This is a genomic window from Pseudomonas sp. ok266 (assembly GCF_900110195.1).
GTDB lineage: Bacteria > Pseudomonadota > Gammaproteobacteria > Pseudomonadales > Pseudomonadaceae > Aquipseudomonas > Aquipseudomonas neuropathica.
Window position 1 is genome coordinate 230,442 of record NZ_FOCU01000004.1, and the last position, 16,118, is coordinate 246,559.

General features: G+C 58.4%; 21 protein-coding genes. 4 read left to right on the top strand and 17 right to left on the bottom strand.

What is annotated here, in order from left to right; translation table 11 throughout:
* Positions 1-289: 289 nt before the first annotated feature.
* The 10 genes from BMY54_RS08895 to BMY54_RS08940 form a co-directional block, all read right to left on the bottom strand.
* Positions 290-850 carry a fasciclin domain-containing protein gene (locus tag BMY54_RS08895; protein WP_093431034.1) on the bottom strand — a complete coding sequence of 187 codons (561 nt, stop codon included), beginning with the start codon at positions 848-850 and terminating at the stop codon, positions 290-292.
* 234 nt (positions 851-1,084) lie between these two features.
* Complete coding sequence (locus tag BMY54_RS08900; RefSeq protein ID WP_093431037.1) at positions 1,085-1,369, bottom strand: hypothetical protein; 285 nt, start codon at positions 1,367-1,369, stop codon at positions 1,085-1,087.
* A gap of 258 nt (positions 1,370-1,627) precedes the next feature.
* On the bottom strand, positions 1,628-1,858 hold the full coding sequence (locus BMY54_RS08905) for a hypothetical protein (RefSeq protein WP_008082703.1): 231 nt from the start codon (positions 1,856-1,858) through the stop codon (positions 1,628-1,630).
* Between the two features lie 118 nt (positions 1,859-1,976).
* On the bottom strand, positions 1,977-2,207 hold the full coding sequence (locus tag BMY54_RS08910) for a hypothetical protein (RefSeq protein WP_093431040.1): 231 nt from the start codon (positions 2,205-2,207) through the stop codon (positions 1,977-1,979).
* Positions 2,208-2,278: 71 nt separating this feature from the next.
* Positions 2,279-3,922: an ABC-F family ATP-binding cassette domain-containing protein gene (locus BMY54_RS08915; protein ID WP_093431043.1), complete on the bottom strand. Its 1,644-nt coding sequence runs from the start codon at positions 3,920-3,922 to the stop codon at positions 2,279-2,281.
* Between the two features lie 143 nt (positions 3,923-4,065).
* A complete protein-coding gene (locus BMY54_RS08920; protein WP_093431046.1) occupies positions 4,066-5,103 on the bottom strand; it encodes a DNA topoisomerase IB in 1,038 nt (345 codons plus the stop codon).
* Between the two features lie 72 nt (positions 5,104-5,175).
* Positions 5,176-6,255 carry a molybdenum ABC transporter ATP-binding protein gene (gene modC, locus BMY54_RS08925; protein WP_093431049.1) on the bottom strand — a complete coding sequence of 360 codons (1,080 nt, stop codon included), beginning with the start codon at positions 6,253-6,255 and terminating at the stop codon, positions 5,176-5,178.
* 3 nt (positions 6,256-6,258) lie between these two features.
* On the bottom strand, positions 6,259-6,939 hold the full coding sequence (gene modB / locus BMY54_RS08930; protein ID WP_093431052.1) for a molybdate ABC transporter permease subunit: 681 nt from the start codon (positions 6,937-6,939) through the stop codon (positions 6,259-6,261).
* Between the two features lies 1 nt (position 6,940).
* Complete coding sequence (gene modA / locus BMY54_RS08935) at positions 6,941-7,708, bottom strand: molybdate ABC transporter substrate-binding protein (protein WP_093431055.1); 768 nt, start codon at positions 7,706-7,708, stop codon at positions 6,941-6,943.
* A gap of 170 nt (positions 7,709-7,878) precedes the next feature.
* Positions 7,879-8,943 (bottom strand): NAD(P)H-dependent flavin oxidoreductase, encoded by a 1,065-nt coding sequence (locus BMY54_RS08940; RefSeq protein ID WP_093431058.1) that lies wholly within the window; start codon positions 8,941-8,943, stop codon positions 7,879-7,881.
* Between the two features lie 354 nt (positions 8,944-9,297).
* On the opposite strand from BMY54_RS08940, the gene BMY54_RS08945 reads away from it, so the two are divergent.
* On the top strand, positions 9,298-10,281 hold the full coding sequence (locus BMY54_RS08945; RefSeq protein WP_093431061.1) for an acrylyl-CoA reductase (NADPH): 984 nt from the start codon (positions 9,298-9,300) through the stop codon (positions 10,279-10,281).
* A 34-nt stretch (positions 10,282-10,315) separates the two neighbouring features.
* Here BMY54_RS08945 and ada read toward each other — a convergent pair whose 3' ends face one another.
* From ada to BMY54_RS08970, 5 genes are all read right to left on the bottom strand, one after another.
* On the bottom strand, positions 10,316-11,383 hold the full coding sequence (ada, locus tag BMY54_RS08950; protein ID WP_093431064.1) for a bifunctional DNA-binding transcriptional regulator/O6-methylguanine-DNA methyltransferase Ada: 1,068 nt from the start codon (positions 11,381-11,383) through the stop codon (positions 10,316-10,318).
* Between the two features lie 87 nt (positions 11,384-11,470).
* Positions 11,471-12,136, bottom strand: a complete 666-nt coding sequence (gene alkB, locus BMY54_RS08955) for a DNA oxidative demethylase AlkB (RefSeq protein ID WP_093431683.1) — start codon at positions 12,134-12,136, stop codon at positions 11,471-11,473.
* Positions 12,137-12,141: 5 nt separating this feature from the next.
* Positions 12,142-12,852 (bottom strand): 2OG-Fe(II) oxygenase, encoded by a 711-nt coding sequence (locus BMY54_RS08960; RefSeq protein ID WP_093431067.1) that lies wholly within the window; start codon positions 12,850-12,852, stop codon positions 12,142-12,144.
* 94 nt (positions 12,853-12,946) lie between these two features.
* A complete protein-coding gene (locus BMY54_RS30580; RefSeq protein ID WP_093431686.1) occupies positions 12,947-13,117 on the bottom strand; it encodes a hypothetical protein in 171 nt (56 codons plus the stop codon).
* A 34-nt stretch (positions 13,118-13,151) separates the two neighbouring features.
* Positions 13,152-13,454 carry a DUF1883 domain-containing protein gene (locus BMY54_RS08970; protein WP_007912251.1) on the bottom strand — a complete coding sequence of 101 codons (303 nt, stop codon included), beginning with the start codon at positions 13,452-13,454 and terminating at the stop codon, positions 13,152-13,154.
* 210 nt (positions 13,455-13,664) lie between these two features.
* Here BMY54_RS08970 and BMY54_RS08975 point away from each other — a divergent pair, with 210 nt between their 5' ends.
* Together BMY54_RS08975 and BMY54_RS08980 are read left to right on the top strand one after the other, a co-directional pair.
* Positions 13,665-14,021: a hypothetical protein gene (locus BMY54_RS08975; protein WP_093431070.1), complete on the top strand. Its 357-nt coding sequence runs from the start codon at positions 13,665-13,667 to the stop codon at positions 14,019-14,021.
* A 71-nt stretch (positions 14,022-14,092) separates the two neighbouring features.
* On the top strand, positions 14,093-14,323 hold the full coding sequence (locus BMY54_RS08980) for a hypothetical protein (protein ID WP_093431073.1): 231 nt from the start codon (positions 14,093-14,095) through the stop codon (positions 14,321-14,323).
* Between the two features lie 3 nt (positions 14,324-14,326).
* Here BMY54_RS08980 and BMY54_RS08985 read toward each other — a convergent pair whose 3' ends face one another.
* Together BMY54_RS08985 and BMY54_RS08990 are read right to left on the bottom strand one after the other, a co-directional pair.
* Positions 14,327-14,614 carry a hypothetical protein gene (locus tag BMY54_RS08985; RefSeq protein WP_093431076.1) on the bottom strand — a complete coding sequence of 96 codons (288 nt, stop codon included), beginning with the start codon at positions 14,612-14,614 and terminating at the stop codon, positions 14,327-14,329.
* Positions 14,615-14,749: 135 nt separating this feature from the next.
* Positions 14,750-14,935, bottom strand: coding sequence for a hypothetical protein (locus BMY54_RS08990; protein ID WP_090283267.1), 186 nt, complete (start codon positions 14,933-14,935; stop codon positions 14,750-14,752).
* A 258-nt stretch (positions 14,936-15,193) separates the two neighbouring features.
* Between BMY54_RS08990 and galU the strand changes: the two genes are divergently transcribed.
* Entirely contained in the window at positions 15,194-16,033 is an 840-nt protein-coding gene (gene galU, locus BMY54_RS08995; RefSeq protein WP_093431079.1) for a UTP--glucose-1-phosphate uridylyltransferase GalU, read from the top strand.
* The last annotated feature ends 85 nt before the right edge of the window (positions 16,034-16,118 follow it).

The window sequence follows — 16,118 nt, forward strand, 5'->3', positions numbered from 1 at the left end:
GCAGCCTAGACGCATCGAGCCATGTTTTCGATGAACGTATATTCATCCTTCAGCGCCTCGGTTGTGCTACAGCGAGGCTCACCAGTCAGGCGGTATCTGGAAATCAGCGAGCAACCAAAAGACCCTCCCGAGTTGGCTGGGTTATTTGAAATTTCGCTCATAAAACATTCGCTGTATCGCCGCGCAACCGCCAGACAAAACCATTTGCTCAATGCTAAATCCGCTTGTGAAGTGCCTGTTCGGGTATTAGCACCCGGCAAACTGTGCGTCCGCCGGGAACCCGGCGCGTTTAAGGCATCAAGACAGAATCGACAACGTGGATCACGCCGTTTGACTGCATCACGTCTGCGATGCTGATACTTGCCTTACCGCCTTTGGCGTCCACCACCCATAGCTTGCCTTCGTAAAGCTTGATACTCAGCGACTCACCTTGAACGGTTTTCAGCATAACGGTGCCGCCGTTCTTTTTGGCCTCGGCCATTATTTGTGCAGATGTGTGAGTGCCGGGCACAACATGGTAGGTCAGGATTTTGGTCAGATCGGCTTTGTGTTCAGGCTTTACCAGCGTGTCGACGGTGCCTGCCGGAAGCTTCGCAAACGCTTCGTTTGTCGGAGCGAAGACGGTGAATGGACCTTTGCTGTTGAGCGTATCAACCAGCCCGGCAGCCTTGACCGCCGCTACAAGTGTCGTGTGATCCTTCGAGTTGACTGCGTTCTCAACGATGGTTTTAGTGGGGTACATCGCTGCGCCTCCGACCATCACCGAGTCGGCGGCAAAGCTGAGCGTTGCAGTTACGCAGAGAATGGCGAAGCAGGCTGCTGCAGCAATTTTTTTGTAAAAGGCATGCATGATGTATCTCCTTGGCTCTTGTGCCCTCCGAGTGAGGGTATTGGATCTACGAGCCAGCGATCAAAATGGATGCATCGGTTGTTGAAATGATTTTGTGAGTGCTGTCCGTGTCAGGCTTTTGTCCTGGTACTGGTGGCCGCTCATAAAGGTGTGCCGGTTCGGCCACCCTGAATAGCAAAGGCCTGCATGAGTTTCCTCATGCAGGCCTTTTTTGTGCCTTGCTTAAACGCACTGCTAGACGAATGCTTGCCCGCTAAAGCCGCGAGGCAAGCGCTGAAGGCCGGCCATTGCAGTCAGGCGCTCGATCCACTCTGCGCGCCAGTTGGTTGCGCCGTGGGAGGTTTTGGCCTGACGCGCCATCCGGCGGGTGGCGTTGCGCTGATCCTTTCGCGCCTGTTTGTAGGCATCGGTATTGCGGCAACTGCGGCACTTCACGCGATTGAGTTCGCGGCTTGCCGACAGTTGTTTGCCTTTATGGCCGCAGGCCAGATGCCCGTCGACGTTGAAATGGATAACCATAACTGTCTCCTTTGCGACATGTATAAGTTATGACAACTCACGCACGGCAACCGTTCGCCATTTGGGCGCTGGCCAAAAAAACACCCACATGCGGGCGGGAGAGGGCGTTACTTTGCAAAGGAGTGATTTCACTGTCGTCGCGCAGATGCAGTCGTCACGTGAAAAACTGGAAAAATAGACATTACGGGCAGACACAAGCGCGGTGACTCCTGTGTCACCGCTAATGAGCAAATTCCTGACACCCTGGCCGGGTTGATGTCATCTGAACCGAGGCAGTGGCCGATCAACAGGCTTTAGCGCCGACAGCGTGTTGCGAATCAGCGGAGCATCCTTCTCGATGTCGTTCAGCCGGTCTCGGATGCGCAGGGCGGTGGGGTGTCCACCTTGGTGATCGACCCAGTCGGCGATCTCTTTGCAAGCGGCGGCGAGGCGCGCTTGTCGAGCGTCGAGCAGGGTGAGGAGGGTGGTGATGGACTCTTTTTCGGACATTGAACACCTCCGTTCTATGAAACCTGGGCTGCAGCAAAAAGCCCGCGTGTTGCGAGCCTTCTGCCGTGGGGCGCTGCTCCTTCAGCTGGTTTCAGTATAGACCCGCTTCTGATCGGCATCAGCCTGAAGACTGGCGGGCCGCTGATGGGGAACTCGCTGCGTTGAGGCGTCTGCATTCACCTCGTGCGTCCTCTTCCGCGTCATAGCCATCGCCGATGAAACCGCCAGTACGTGTGTCGCAGATGCGAAACCAGCTAGTGGCTTTGGCGGGATCATGCTGGCTGTCTTCGGCACGTCGACCGTAAATAATGATCTTGTTGCAACGCTTCACGACGAAAATGTCTTCCATGGCGTCACCGCAGCTGATTCGTGTCAGATCAACTATAGAAGCCCTCGGCAATCGTGCAAAAAATAGGCAGGTCAGCTCGTCGGTTGCCAGCGCCAGCCTCCGGGGTGCCAGGTCAAACAATGGCTTGGGTTTAACGCCTGTAGAAACGCTTGATCGTGGGAAACCGCGACAATCGCTCCGGGAAATGCCTGCAAGGCGTGTTCGAAAGCGTGCACCGACGCCAGGTCCAGATGATTGGTCGGCTCATCCAGCAGCAGTAATTGTGCGGGCGTCTGGCGCCACAACGCCAGCGCAAGGGCTGCTTTCAAGCGTTCGCCGCCACTGAGTGAGGCGCACGGGCGGTTAACGCGTTGTGCGTCGAGTTGCAGATGAGCGAGAAAGCTGCGCAACTCACCTTCGCTCAAAAGTGTTTGCTGTTCCTGCAACTGATCGACAATCGATGTGTGTTCATCCAGCAGCTTCAGTTGTTGGTCGAGAAAGGCAAAAGGTACGTGCGTGATGCACTCGCCACTTACCGGCGCCCATTCACCTGCCAGCAATTTCAACAGCGTCGATTTGCCACAACCGTTGTGACCGCTGACAGCGATGCGCATCGGCCCTTGAATGGCGAGGTCAAGGCGGGTGGTGGGCGCATCTGCCGGTAACCATGGCAAGCACGCGTCGATCAGCGTGCACACCCGCCGATTGCTCGGCACCACGCTGCCCGGCAGATTGATCAGCACGCCGTCGGCGGGCAGGACGTTTTCGTACGCCTCGCGAACACGCTGATCCAGATCGGCCTTGCGTGCCTGGTGGCCGACTTTTACCTGCCCCATGATGTCCCGCGCAGCGGCTTTCAACGCTGCCCGCTCGAAGCCCGAAACGTTGGCACTTTGTGCGTGGCGACGGCTGCCGGCCGCGTGGCGCTGGATCGTGTCGTGCTCGCGTTGCAGCCGCGTACGTTCGCGCTGACGTTCGATACGGGCCTGATCGAGCTGTGCCTGCGCCGCCTGTTGATGGATCCTGCGTTGCTCGGTGAAATCCGAAAACCTTCCGCTGAAAACTGTTACTCCCAACGCCGTGAGTTCGACAATTCGCTGCATCTGCTCCAGAAGCTGGCGGTCGTGACTGACGATAATCAGGCCGCCACGCCAGCGCTCAAGCAGGCTCATCAGCCATTGCCGACCGGCGCTGTCGAGGTGATTGGTGGGCTCGTCGAGCACCAGCAATGGCGCCTGACTCAGCAGTGCGCCGATCAAAGCGATTCTGGCTTGCTGGCCACCACTGAGGTGCTCCGTCAGATCCGACCCGGTGAGGTCGGTCAGCCCGGCCCCATCGAGCATCTGGCGCAAGCGTTCGGCCAGATCCCAGCGTTCATCGATGAGGTCGAAGTCGTGCGCAGTGGCACCACCGCATCTTAGTCGCTCCAGTGCGCTGAGCGCCGGGGCCGTCCCCGTTGCATCGGCGACGGTTTGCCCGGGTGTGGCGATGAACGTTTGTGCGACGTAATGCACGCAAACCGAGCGTGCCACGCTGCCGGTGCCGGTGCCGGGTTGTAATTGCCCGGCAATCAAACGTGCAAGCACGCTTTTGCCAACACCATTGCGCCCGACGATCGCAGTCGGTTGATGATCGAAAGTCAGGTTCAGGTCTTCGAACAGTGTTGCGCCATTGGCGAACTGAAAGCCCAGTTGATTCAGGGAAACGAGTGCGGGTGTACGCGAGACGTGAGTCATCGGCACCTCCAAAAAATGTCGTGAAAACTGACAAGCGCCGAGAACGGCGTGTCGCGATTACATTTTTAGAAGGCTGGATTGTTCACTGCTGCGGTCGTCCGAAGGAGGAGAGGTCGCTAGCCTAGATGACGCTCCCTTGCGGATCAAGATGCATCGGTCATCTCGCTCATTCGCTCGAGAAACATCGCCAGTGCCACTTCCTCCGCACGCAGGCCTTTGCGCACGCGCGGGCGAGGCAGTTCAGCGAGGGCGCCGAGCATGAATTTCTCCACCACGGCGGGGTGAATGTAGCATTTTCGGCACACCGCCGGGGTGTTGCCCAACTGCTTGGCGACGCCTTTGACCATCTCCACCACATGCCGCTTGGCCTCGGTCTCGGACTCCCATTGCAACTCGCGCAACACCGCCAGCGCCAAGGCACTGCCGGCCCAGGTGCGGTAATCCTTGGCGGTGAAATCGGCGCCGGTCAGGGTTTGCAGGTAGGCGTTGACGTCGGAAGAACTGACGGTGTGTCGCTCACCGTTTTCATCCAGATACTGAAACAGGTTCTGCCCGGGAATCTCCAGGCAACGCTTGATGATGCGCGCCAGACGCCGATCCTTGACGGTGATCTGGTGTTCGATGCCGCTTTTGCCGCGAAACTGGAACAGGATCGCGCTGCCGTTGACTTCGACATGTCGGCTGCGCAGGGTGGTCAGGCCGTAGGAACGGTTGTCGCGGGCGTATTGCGTATTGCCGACCCGGATCAATGTGGCGTCGAGCAAGGTGATCACCGTCGCCATGACCTTGTCACGACTGAAGCCGGGCGCGGCCAATAGCGCCTCCAGTTGCTTGCGCAGTTTCGGCAACGCGAGACCGAACTCACGCAGGCGCGAATACTTGTCGGCATCGCGCACTTCGCGCCAGCGCGCGTGATAGCGATATTGCTTGCGGCCACGGGCATCACGGCCGGTGGCTTGCAGATGACCGCGCGGATCCGGACAGATCCACACATCGGTATAGGCGGGTGGTACGGCAAGGGCATTGATGCGTTTGATTTCATCCGGATCACTGATGCGCTGGCCGGACGGCTCGAAATAGCTGAACTTGCCACGCAGCTTTTTGCGGGTGATACCGGGCTGGGTGTCGTCGACGTAATGCAGGTCGGATGGCAGGTCGGCAGTCAGCACGGTGTCGGGCATGGCAGTTTCCTTTGATGGCGCGGCGGTCTGTAAAACGATTGACCGCACGCCGTTGCCGTGGTGCCGAATGATTTAAGCGAGGACTGCGACCGCTTTGATCTGCGCCCATAAATGCTGGCCCGGATGCACGCCCAACTGGTCCCGGGAATAACGTGTAATACGCGCGAGCAGCGGAGTGCCGCCAGCATCAAGGCGAATCAACACGTGGGCGGCGTTGTCCGCCGATTGTTCGCTGACCACCGTCACCGGCAGTCGATTGAGGATGCTGCTGAATTCGCTGTTCTGCAGGCTCAGGCTGATATCCCGCGCGTGTACTTTGCAGCGCAGGGCCTGACCCGGTTCCATCGGCGCGTGCGTCACACGGATGCTCATCTCGGTGGCCGGCAATTGCAGGCTCAGCAGTTGATATTGCGCATCGTAGGCGCTGACTTGCCCTTCAATGATCACCCCGGCGTCATCGCCCATCGCCATCGGCAGGTCAAGACGTGCGAGGGTTTCGCCAATCGGGCCGCTGGCCAGCGCTTTGCCTTCGCTGAGCAAGACCAGATGATCGGCCAGTCGCGCCACTTCATCCTGGGCATGACTGACGTACAACAGCGCAATGTCCAGTTCGTCGTGCAGACGTTGCAGGTACGGCAGGATTTCACTTTTGCGCTGGCTATCGAGAGCGGCCAGCGGCTCGTCCATCAGCAGCAGTTTCGGGCTGGTCAGCAGGGCGCGGGCGATGCCGACACGCTGGCGTTCGCCTCCCGACAAATGCTGCGGATGACGCTCGAGCAAATGCTCGATGCCCAAGAGTTCGGTGGCCTGCGCCATGTCGACCCGACGCTGGGACTTGGCGATGCGCTTGAGGCCGAACTGCAAATTGGCCAGCACCGACAGATGCGGAAACAGGCTGGCTTCCTGAAATACATAGCCGAGCGCGCGTTTGTGTGGCGGGACGAAAATGCCGTTATCGCTGTCCTGCCAGACTTCATCGTTGATCTGAATGAAGCCATGTTCAGCGCGCTCAAGCCCGGCAATGCAACGCAGACAGGTGGTTTTACCCGAGCCGGAATGCCCATAAAGCGCAGTCACGCCACGGCCCGGCAAGTGCAGGTCGACATCGAGGCTGAAGCCCGTATAGACCCGTTTCAAACGCACATCGATCATCGATCAGCTCCAGCCTGCGCGGGTCTTGCGGCTGGAGTACAGCGCCAGCAACACCAGAAACGAAAACACCAGCATCGCCCCGGCCAGCCAGTGAGCCTGCGCGTATTCCATCGCTTCGACGTGGTCATAAATTTGTACGGAAACCACGCGGGTCTTGTCGGGAATGTTGCCGCCGATCATCAGCACCACGCCGAACTCACCGACGGTATGCGCGAAACCGAGTATCGCTGCGGTGATAAAACCGGGGCGCGCCAACGGCACAATCACGCTGAAAAACGTGTCCCACGGATTGGCACGCAAGGTCGCGGCCACTTCCAGGGGACGGGTGCCGATCGCCGAGAACGCGTTCTGCAACGGTTGCACCACGAACGGCATGGAATAGATCACCGAACCGATCACCAGCCCGGTGAAGCTGAACGTCAAAGTGCCCAGGCCCAGCCATTGGGTGAATTGGCCGAGAAAGCCGTGCGGACCCATCATCAGCAACAGATAGAAACCGATTACGGTCGGAGGCAGTACGAGGGGCAGGGCGACGATCGCTCCGATCGGGCCGCGTAGCCATGAATCGGTGCGCGACAGCCACAGGGCGATCGGCGTGCCGACCACCAGCAGGATCGCGGTGGTCAGGGACGCCAGTTTCAGGGTCAGCCAGATCGCCGCGAAATCGGCGCTCGTCAGTGACATTTTAGAGCTGGTAACCGTAGGACTTGATCACCGCAGCGGCTTTCGGGCCTTTGAGGTATTCAACCAAGGCTTTGGTGGCGGCGTTGTCTTTGCCTTTGTTCAGAATGACCGCATCCTGTTTGATCGGGTCGTGCATGCTCGCAGGGACGATCCATGCCGAACCGCTGCTGACTTTGCCGTCCTTGTAGATCTGCGACAGGGCGACAAAGCCCAACTCAGCGTTGCCGGTCGAGACAAACTGATAAGCCTGAGTGATGTTCTGGCCTTCAACGATCTTGGCTTTGGTGGCGTCGGTCAATTTCAGTTTTTCCAGCACTTGCGTGGCGGCCAGGCCGTATGGCGCAGCTTTCGGATTGGCGATGGACAGGTGCTGGTATTCGTTCTTTTTCAGCACTTCGCCTTTCGCATCGACATAACCTTCTTTCGCCGACCACAACGCCAGCGTGCCGATCGCGTAGGTGAAACGCGAACCTTTGACGGTTTCGCCTTCTTTTTCGAGTTTTTCCGGGGTGGTGTCGTCAGCGGAGAGGAACACTTCGAACGGCGCGCCGTTCTTGATCTGAGTGTAGAACTGGCCAGTGGCGCCATAGGCTGCGACCAGTTTGTGCCCGGTGTCTTTTTCGAAATCGGCAGCGATGGCCTGGATCGGCGCGGTGAAGTTGGCTGCCACGGCCACCTGCACTTCATCAGCCTGAACTGTGCCGACGGCGAAGACGGCGAGCAAAGAGGCCAGGCAACCAGGGGCAAGACGTGAGGCACGAATGGTCATGTAACAGCTCCGTTATTGACGAGTGCAGCGGGCAGCTATTGTTTGAAGTGGGCTGCGCCGATGCGAGGGGTGAATTCGCTATATAGCGAAATATATAGCGAAATGCCGCCAAACAGGAAGTGTTGGTTAAAACCAGCGTGAGGATGTTTGAATCTTCACGCTGTGCAGCTTCAGCGGCGAGCGAGTTTTGCCAGTGCGCCTTCGGCCAATTGTCGAGTCAGTTCAGCGCTACCGAGGTCTTTGCCCAAGGTGAATGCCTGACCGGCCCAGAGGTTGGCAAACTCTGCTTCGTTGATCGCTCGCAGCGGCATCAGCGCACCCCCGGCCAAGGGAAATGCAGGTGCCTGGGGCGAAATCGGGCCCAGTTCACGCATGATGCGATTGAGAATGCCCCGTGCCGGCCGCCCGGTAAAAATATTGGTGATTGCCGTTTCGCTTTCCTTGGCGGTGCGCAGCGCCTTGTGGTGAGCGGCGCTGACTTTTGCTTCCGGCGTGAACAGATAGGCGGTGCCGACCTGTACTGCTGAGGCCCCCAACATAAATGCCGCCGCCATGCCGCGCGCATCAGCAATTGCCCCGGCGGCAATCACCGGTACGCTCACCGCATCGACCACCTGAGGCACCAGGGCAAACGTGCCGACCTGACTGCTCAGATCATCACTGAGAAACATGCCGCGATGCCCGCCGGCCTCGTAGCCCATGGCGATAATCGCGTCGCAGCCGTTCTGTTCCAGCCAGATCGCTTCATCGACCGTCGTGGCCGAAGAGAGAATTTTCGCCCCGGTTGCCTTGACCCGCTCGAGCAAGGATTTCTCTGGCAGACCGAAATGGAAGCTCACCGCTTCAGGTCGAAACTCTTCCAGCACTTCACAGGCTGCGGCATCGAACGGCGCGCGGTTGGACACCGGCGTCGGTGCAGCGAAATCGGCGCCCAGTTCACGGTAATACGGTTCCAGTAAATGCTTCCAGTCACGTGCACGTTGCTCATCGGCTGCCGGTGGCTGATGGCAGAAGAAGTTCACGTTGAAGGGCTTGTCGGTGTGCTGGCGGATGGTTTTCAGCTCTTCGCGCAATTGCTCGATGCTCAGCATCGCGGCCGGCATCGAACCCAGGCCGCCGGCGTTGCACACGGCGATGACCATGGACGAATTCGTCGCACCGGCCATCGGGCCCTGGATGATCGGCAATTCAATGCCGAGCAGATCAAGAAGACGGGTGTCTGGCCATTGGCTCATGAGGGCGGTTCTCCAAACGGTGTAGCGGGCAGGGGGCAAAACCGGTTTTTAGCAGCAAAACCGGATTCGGGGCCAGTTGGAAATTCAGAACAACCCGTGCAGTTTTTCAGCGTCGATGACATCCGCCGTTCTTCGGCCTCCAGAAGCGTGATGAAAATTGCTGGTACGCCGGTGGTCGCGGCAATGGCGAACACTTTAAGAATTTCGGCGAAACCACGACCGTCGAAAAAGCATAGATGCGGGCCATGGAAATGCCCGGCGAATTCGCCGATTGGCGCAAAGTCGAATGTGGCAAGGTGTTGCGATGTGCTATTTCAAGGCACGACATTCTGAAAACAGTCCAGCGAGGCAGTCATGTTTAACGCCATTGTGATCGACAAAGACGACAGCGGTTACCGCGCCAACCTGCAACAGGTCAACGAGGAGCAATTGCCTGAAGGCGATGTCGCCGTGGCTGTTGCGTACAGCACGCTGAACTTCAAGGATGGCTTGGCGATTACCGGCAGCAGTCCGGTGGTGCGCAAGTTTCCGATGGTGCCGGGCATCGATCTTGCGGGCACCGTGGAAGCCAGTTCACACCCCGACTATAAGGTGGGTGATCAGGTGCTGCTCAATGGCTGGGGTGTTGGCGAGAATCACTGGGGCGGTCTGGCGCAGAAGGCGCGACTCAATGGCGATTGGCTGATTCCATTGCCCAAGGCCTTTACGGCGGCGCAAGCGATGGCTGTCGGTACGGCCGGTTATACGGCGATGCTGTGCATTCTGGCGCTCGAGCGTAATGGCGTGACGCCAGAGCAGGGTGAGGTGCTGGTCACGGGGGCCAACGGCGGTGTCGGCAGTTTTGCCATCGCCCTGCTGAGCAAACTCGGCTACCGCGTCGTCGCGTCCACCGGACGGGTCTCCGAGCATGAATATCTGCAGCAGTTGGGCGCCGGCGAAATCATTGACCGTGCGACGTTGTCAGCGCCCGGCAAGCCACTGGCCAAAGAGCGTTGGGCGGCGGTGATCGATTCGGTTGGCAGTCACACCCTGGCCAATGCCTGCGCGAGCACCCGCGCCGAAGGCACTGTCGCCGCCTGTGGTCTGGCCCAAGGCATGGACTTCCCGGCGTCAGTGGCGCCGTTTATTTTGCGCGGTGTGACCCTCGCCGGCATCAACAGCGTGACCCAGCCCAAGGCCCGCCGGCTGCTAGCGTGGGAGCGTCTGGCCAAGGATCTGGATTTCTCGCTGCTGGCATTGATCAGCCATGAAATCGGCCTGAGTGAAGCCATCGAGGCGGCGCCAAAACTGCTCGCCGGGCAACTTCGCGGACGGGTTGTGGTGGACGTCAATCGCTGACAGGTTTTCAGGCTGCGTAGCATCCATTGACCGTTCACGCCGGCGTCTCGCGCTCAAGCAACTGACGCTTGCGCTCGACCCCCCAGCGATAACCGGAAAGGTTGCCATCGCTGCGCACCACGCGGTGGCAAGGGATTGCCACCGCCAGGCGGTTGGCCCCGCACGCCTGAGCCACTGCGCGCATGGACGTCGGCGCGCCGATGCGTTGGGCAATCTCGGCATAGCTGGCGGTGCTGCCGAGCGGAATCTCCCGCAACGCTTGCCAGACACGTTCTTGAAACGCCGTCCCCCGTACGTCCAGTGGCAGATCCAGGCCAATGGCCGGCGCTTCGATAAAACCCACGACTTTGGCAATCAACTGTTCAAACCCGCTGTCTGCGCCAATCAGGTTGGCTTTGCGAAACTGATCCTGCAGGTCGCACACCAGTTGATGCGGGTCGTCACCCAGCAAAATCGCGCACACCCCACGCTCGCTTTGCGCCACCAGAATCGCGCCCAGCGAGCATTGGCCTACGGCAAAATGGATGTCGTTGTTTTGACCGGCAGCGCGGTAGTCGCCAGGTTTCATCCCCAACAGTTGGTTGGCTGATTCGTAGAAACGGCTGTTGGAATTGAAGCCTGCGTCGTATAGAGCGTCCGTCACCGAATTGCCGTCCGCGAGACGTTCACGCACTCTGCGCGAACGATGGGCGGCGGCGTAGGCTCTTGGCGTCAGGCCAGTGGCGGCTTTGAACACGCGATGAAAGTGAAACGGGCTCAAACCGGCTGTCTCTGCGAGCTCGTTCAGGGCGGGCGGACTTTCGGCCATCTCGATTTGCCGGCATGCCGTGGCGACGGTCGCGGCATGCTGCGCGGCGACATCACTTTGATCCTTGCTCGCACGTTTGCTCGGCCGATAACCCGCGGCTTCGGCCTGTTGGGCGGTGTCGAAAAACTCGACATTCTGCGGTTTCGGCAAGCGTGCCAGGCTGCTCGGGCGGCAGTAGATGCCCGTAGTTTTTACCGCATAGACAAACTGCCCGTCCGCCTGCGGATCCCGTGCAAGCACGGCGGCCCAGCGTGGATCATTTTCGGTATCAAGCGGGGTCGAAAGCGTTTTCATGATGAGTAATCCGTTGACCTGTTTGATTCAGGTTAACCAGCCTCGCCAGGCACAACACTCCGGGCCTTGCGGTCAAATTTTTCGGGTTCAGCGAGCGACCCGAAACGTCAGATTGATCCGCTGTTGACCCAAGCGCGGATGCTGACCGTGCTTGATTGGCAACACGCCGTGGTAGCGTAATCGGTCGACGCCGCCCCAGACCACCATGTCACCGTGCAGCAGCGGAATTCGCCGGGTCTTGTCGCTGCGCGCAAAACCGCCGAACAGAAATATGGCAGGCAATCCGAGTGACAGGGAAACGATCGGCGCGGCGTAGTCCTTTTCGTCTTTATCCTGATGCAATGACATTTTTGCGCCGGGGACATAGCGATTGATCAGGCAGGAATCTGCATTGAAGCCAGAGAAACCAGCTCGCTCGGCTGCCGAATGCGCCAGAGCAGCGAAGGATTTCGGCATCTGCGGCCAAGGCAGCCCGTTGAGCGGGTCGACACTCGAATAACGATAGCCGCTGCGATCAGTGATCCAGCCCCACTCACCGCAACTGCTGGTGCCGACCGACATGCTGAAACCGCCCGGTGTAACCATGTGGCGCAAGGGGGCCGCTGCGAGAACGGCGTCCAGTGCCGGCAGCAATTGATCGACAATCGGCAGGGCGAAGCCGCGCAATAGCCAGGATTGCTCGCCAATTTGTTCGGCTCGGGCTTGTTGTTCGGGTTCGTGGTCAGCGAACAGGTCGAGAGTTGTTGAGGACATGGCCATCAGGTTGCGTCGTGAAAGATGATGCCTAGGGTATGCCTTTTTCCACTGTGCAGGCGACTGACGCCGTGGCGCATGGTCACCCGGTAGTCGCCGCGCACGCCTTTGACGGGGCGCTGATTCACGGCAAAGATCAGCGCATCACCTTTCGTCAGATCGAGTACGTGCGGGCGAGATTGCATGCGCGGGCGCTGCTCGGTGAGAACGAACTCTCCGCCGCTGAAGTCTTGCCCGGGTTCTGACAGAAGAATCGCCACTTGCAGCGGAAAAACCGATTCGCCGTACAGGTCCTGATGCAGGCAGTTGTAGTCCTGCGGGCCGTACTGCAACAGAAGAGGGGTAGGGCGTCGTTGACCGGCGGCATGGCAACGCTGAAGAAACTCGGCGTGGTTCGGAGGGAAACGTTCGGGCAGGTGCATGCGTTCGTACCAGCGATTGGCCAAGGGGACCAAGCGCGGATACAACGCGCAGCGAAGGCGTTCTACCGGTGTCGGCAGGGGATATCGAAAGTATTTGTACTCGCCGCGACCGAAACCGTGGCGGGCCATGATGACCTGCGATCGAAACGGTTCGGTCTGTGGATACAGCGCACTCAGGTGATCGCAGGTGTTGGTCAGCAGCAGCGAACGGATGATCGCGTAGCCGTCCTGATCCAGTTGCTGCGCAAGGCTTGCCCAGTCGAGCGAATCCAGACGCGAGGGTGACATCGACATGCTGACTCCTTGACGCTTGGTCGAAGAAAGTCAGTCTAGGCAAGGCCTGGCGGCAGAACACTCCGCCGCTTGCGGTCGAATTCGCTGCCGCGCCTTACAGTGCTTTGCTTACCGAGATTTCGCTGATCACGTCGTCACTCTGGCCGTGAAGGGCCTCCAGAGCGGCCTTGGCTTCTTCGGCAGTGCCGTTTTCCAGCTGCGCGAACTCGAAGCGGCGTTCACCGTTGAGTTTGTACTTGATGACGTATTTGGTTGTTTGGGCCACGGTCATGCTTTCCTTTCTGGTTGAGCGGTATGTCTCAGCTGAGTTTGGTGCTGGAGCGACGGATGATCTTGATCGAGTGGGTCAGCGTCGGCTTGCGGGTTACGCTGATCGCACGGCGGTTGACCGTGTCTATGGTGATGTTCCAGAAACCGGTGCTCGGCGCGGTGATACGGGCCGGGAAGGTGTCGAAGGCGCCGCCGTGATAGGTGTGACGGCCGCCGTTCTTGAAGCTGCGGAAATTGGCGTCGTTCATCAGACGGATGTTGCACATTTGCGAGCATTGGATGACGACGATGTCGTCTTCGTTGAGGTGTTCGCGCTGGTGAATGAATTTCATGGGCGCCTCCAGAAGGGCTTTTTCTACAAAATCAAAACGATAGCTTGTAATTGCGCGCAGTTTATCAGCCCGCACGGGTTATTATCTGGCCGTCGGGCGTTGGTTTGACAATTTTGAACAGATATTCGCAATCGGATGCGGGTTAAATGCAGAAGGCCCCGGAGAAAAACGGCATTTGTGCTGTCGGACGGTCTTTAACGGAGGTTTTGTATGAAGTGGGGTGTGGTGTGTCTGCCGTTGATTCTGGCTGTGGGTGGTTGTGCGAGTGTTTCCGAAATCAATGAAACGCTGCCGACCATGAGCGTGATCTCCGGCAAGAAACCCCATGAATATGCCCAGTGTCTGGCCGATAAACTGGCAGACAGCCGCGGCGCGCTGCAAGTGCAGCCGCACAAGGACGGGGTTCGGGTCATCGTACCGGGGAAGCTTTCTACGGGTGCAGCCGCAGTGTTTGATATCGAAGATCGCTCCGGTGGCAGCAGCATCAAGTTGCATGAGCGCATGTCGAATGTGCCGGTTCGCCCGCGTGACGTGCAAAAGGCCGCCAATGCGTGTATTTCCGGCTGATAGACTGACAGTCATCAGCACCGATGCCGTCGCAGTCATGCTGTGACGGCATTTTCATTTCTGGAGTCGCGATGAAGCGAGAGCAAGTACGGGAGCGCCACGTAGAGGGCCTGATCTCTGCCACCCATGTTATCCAGAACCCGGCGAATCCGGGTGAGTGGATCGTGTTTTTCAAGAAGAGCGCCGGGCGCAGCTACTTTCTGGTCGACGATAACGACGAAGTCGAATCCTTCAACCGTCTCGACGATCTGATCGAAGTCATTCGTGGACTCGGGATCAAGTTCGCCGAAATTCATATGTAAGGTCTATTTGCAGACCACGACAACGCTGCGGTTCTTGTAGTTGCCGACATCAACGCCCAGGGTTTTGTCGCTTTCCTTGGGCTGGGGTGTGCCGTCGGTGCCAACGATTCGGTAGCCAGTGCCCGCGCAGGAGGCATCGGCTTTTTCATAGCAGGTCGCCCAGGAATTCGCTTCGCCGGAACAATCGATCGATAGCCCCTGTTCACCATTGTTCAGGTATGTGGGTTGGGAGGTGGCGCAACCGGCCAGTGCCAATACCGCGATCAGGGGCAGCCATTTTTTCAGATTCATGTTTGTGGTCTTCAGCGAGGGGGACTAGACGCTCTGACAGCGCCGGTGTGAAAAGGTTATAGCGTTTGGCCACTTGTTTGTAAGTGGGCACAAAAAAGCCCTGCTCAAGGGCAGGGCTTGGGGCGTCGCAGTCGATCAGTCCTGATCTTTGCCGCGGCGCTTGGCCGATGCCGGAGTGTCGGTGAACACTGCCGCTACATCGGTCGCCATTTGTTCGCTGTCGAAAGGCCCGGCGATGTGTTCGCCATTGGTCGTGGTCAGCGTCCACTTGCCGTCTTTCTTGTCGATCACATACCCGTTGACGATTTTTACCGCAGCCATCTATCTGTCTCGTTCGCTGGTTCAAAGGCGCCATGATACCGGCAAATGCTCGCATTGGGGGGCGATGAGCGTATGGTGATTCAGTTTCTCGGCTGCTTTGAGCTACGCTGATCTGGCTGCGCCAGGATGTCGATGGAACTATCGGCGAGAATATTTCTCTATGTTGGCATCGGTTAGCCAGTGCGGGGCATTGTAAGGTGCACGCCGCCTGATTAGACTGCGCCGAAACTCGTACACACAGCCCTTTCAAGGACTTATATGATCAAGAAATGCTTGTTCCCAGCAGCCGGTTACGGTACTCGCTTCCTGCCAGCGACTAAAGCCATGCCTAAAGAAATGCTGCCGGTGGTAAACAAGCCACTGATCCAGTACGGCGTTGAAGAAGCTCTGGACGCTGGCCTGACGGAAATTTCCATCGTGACCGGTCGTGGCAAGCGTGCTCTGGAAGACCACTTCGACATCAGCTACGAGCTGGAAAACCAGATCAAAGGCACCGACAAAGAGAAATACCTGGTAGGTATCCGCAAACTGCTCGACTCGTGCTCGTTCTCCTACACCCGTCAAACCGAAATGAAAGGTCTGGGCCACGCGATCCTCACCGGTCGCCCGCTGATCGGTGACGAACCGTTCGCCGTGGTGCTGGCGGACGACCTGTGCGTCAACCTCGAAGGCGACGGCGTACTGACCCAGATGGTCAAGCTGTACAAGCAGTTCCGTTGCTCGATCATCGCCATCCAGGAAGTCGATCCGCAGGAAACCAGCAAGTACGGCGTTATCGCCGGCGAGATGATCCGCGACGACATCTACCGCGTTCACAGCATGGTCGAGAAGCCAAAGCCGGAAGATGCGCCGTCGAATCTGGCAATCATCGGTCGTTACATCCTGACTCCGGACATCTTCGACCTGATCGAACAAACCGAGCCAGGCAAGGGCGGCGAAATCCAGATCACCGACGCCCTGATGAAACAAGCCCAGAACGGCTGCGTCATGGCTTACAAGTTCAAAGGCAAGCGTTTCGACTGCGGTGGTGCTGAAGGCTACATCGAAGCAACCAACTTCTGCTTCGAGAACTTCTACAAGACTGGCAAGGCTTATTAAGAGCGCTTGAATTGTCTGTAAGAAAAACCCGCTTCGGCGGGTTTTTTTATTTTGCGCCCCCATATGATTGGCAGCGCTTGCCCAA

Bases quoted from the DNA above. Each gene is read 5' to 3' on its own strand.
- BMY54_RS08895 (WP_093431034.1), bottom strand. From the start codon at position 850: ATGCATGCCTTTTACAAAAAAATTGCTGCAGCAGCCTGCTTCGCCATT.
- BMY54_RS08900 (WP_093431037.1), bottom strand. From the start codon at position 1,369: ATGGTTATCCATTTCAACGTCGACGGGCATCTGGCCTGCGGCCATAAA.
- BMY54_RS08905 (WP_008082703.1), bottom strand. From the start codon at position 1,858: ATGTCCGAAAAAGAGTCCATCACCACCCTCCTCACCCTGCTCGACGCT.
- BMY54_RS08910 (WP_093431040.1), bottom strand. From the start codon at position 2,207: ATGGAAGACATTTTCGTCGTGAAGCGTTGCAACAAGATCATTATTTAC.
- BMY54_RS08915 (WP_093431043.1), bottom strand. From the start codon at position 3,922: ATGACTCACGTCTCGCGTACACCCGCACTCGTTTCCCTGAATCAACTG.
- BMY54_RS08920 (WP_093431046.1), bottom strand. From the start codon at position 5,103: ATGCCCGACACCGTGCTGACTGCCGACCTGCCATCCGACCTGCATTAC.
- modC (WP_093431049.1), bottom strand. From the start codon at position 6,255: ATGATCGATGTGCGTTTGAAACGGGTCTATACGGGCTTCAGCCTCGAT.
- modB (WP_093431052.1), bottom strand. From the start codon at position 6,939: ATGTCACTGACGAGCGCCGATTTCGCGGCGATCTGGCTGACCCTGAAA.
- modA (WP_093431055.1), bottom strand. From the start codon at position 7,708: ATGACCATTCGTGCCTCACGTCTTGCCCCTGGTTGCCTGGCCTCTTTG.
- BMY54_RS08940 (WP_093431058.1), bottom strand. From the start codon at position 8,943: ATGAGCCAATGGCCAGACACCCGTCTTCTTGATCTGCTCGGCATTGAA.
- BMY54_RS08945 (WP_093431061.1), top strand. From the start codon at position 9,298: ATGTTTAACGCCATTGTGATCGACAAAGACGACAGCGGTTACCGCGCC.
- ada (WP_093431064.1), bottom strand. From the start codon at position 11,383: ATGAAAACGCTTTCGACCCCGCTTGATACCGAAAATGATCCACGCTGG.
- alkB (WP_093431683.1), bottom strand. From the start codon at position 12,136: ATGTCCTCAACAACTCTCGACCTGTTCGCTGACCACGAACCCGAACAA.
- BMY54_RS08960 (WP_093431067.1), bottom strand. From the start codon at position 12,852: ATGTCGATGTCACCCTCGCGTCTGGATTCGCTCGACTGGGCAAGCCTT.
- BMY54_RS08970 (WP_007912251.1), bottom strand. From the start codon at position 13,454: ATGAAATTCATTCACCAGCGCGAACACCTCAACGAAGACGACATCGTC.
- BMY54_RS08975 (WP_093431070.1), top strand. From the start codon at position 13,665: ATGAAGTGGGGTGTGGTGTGTCTGCCGTTGATTCTGGCTGTGGGTGGT.
- BMY54_RS08980 (WP_093431073.1), top strand. From the start codon at position 14,093: ATGAAGCGAGAGCAAGTACGGGAGCGCCACGTAGAGGGCCTGATCTCT.
- BMY54_RS08985 (WP_093431076.1), bottom strand. From the start codon at position 14,614: ATGAATCTGAAAAAATGGCTGCCCCTGATCGCGGTATTGGCACTGGCC.
- BMY54_RS08990 (WP_090283267.1), bottom strand. From the start codon at position 14,935: ATGGCTGCGGTAAAAATCGTCAACGGGTATGTGATCGACAAGAAAGAC.
- galU (WP_093431079.1), top strand. From the start codon at position 15,194: ATGATCAAGAAATGCTTGTTCCCAGCAGCCGGTTACGGTACTCGCTTC.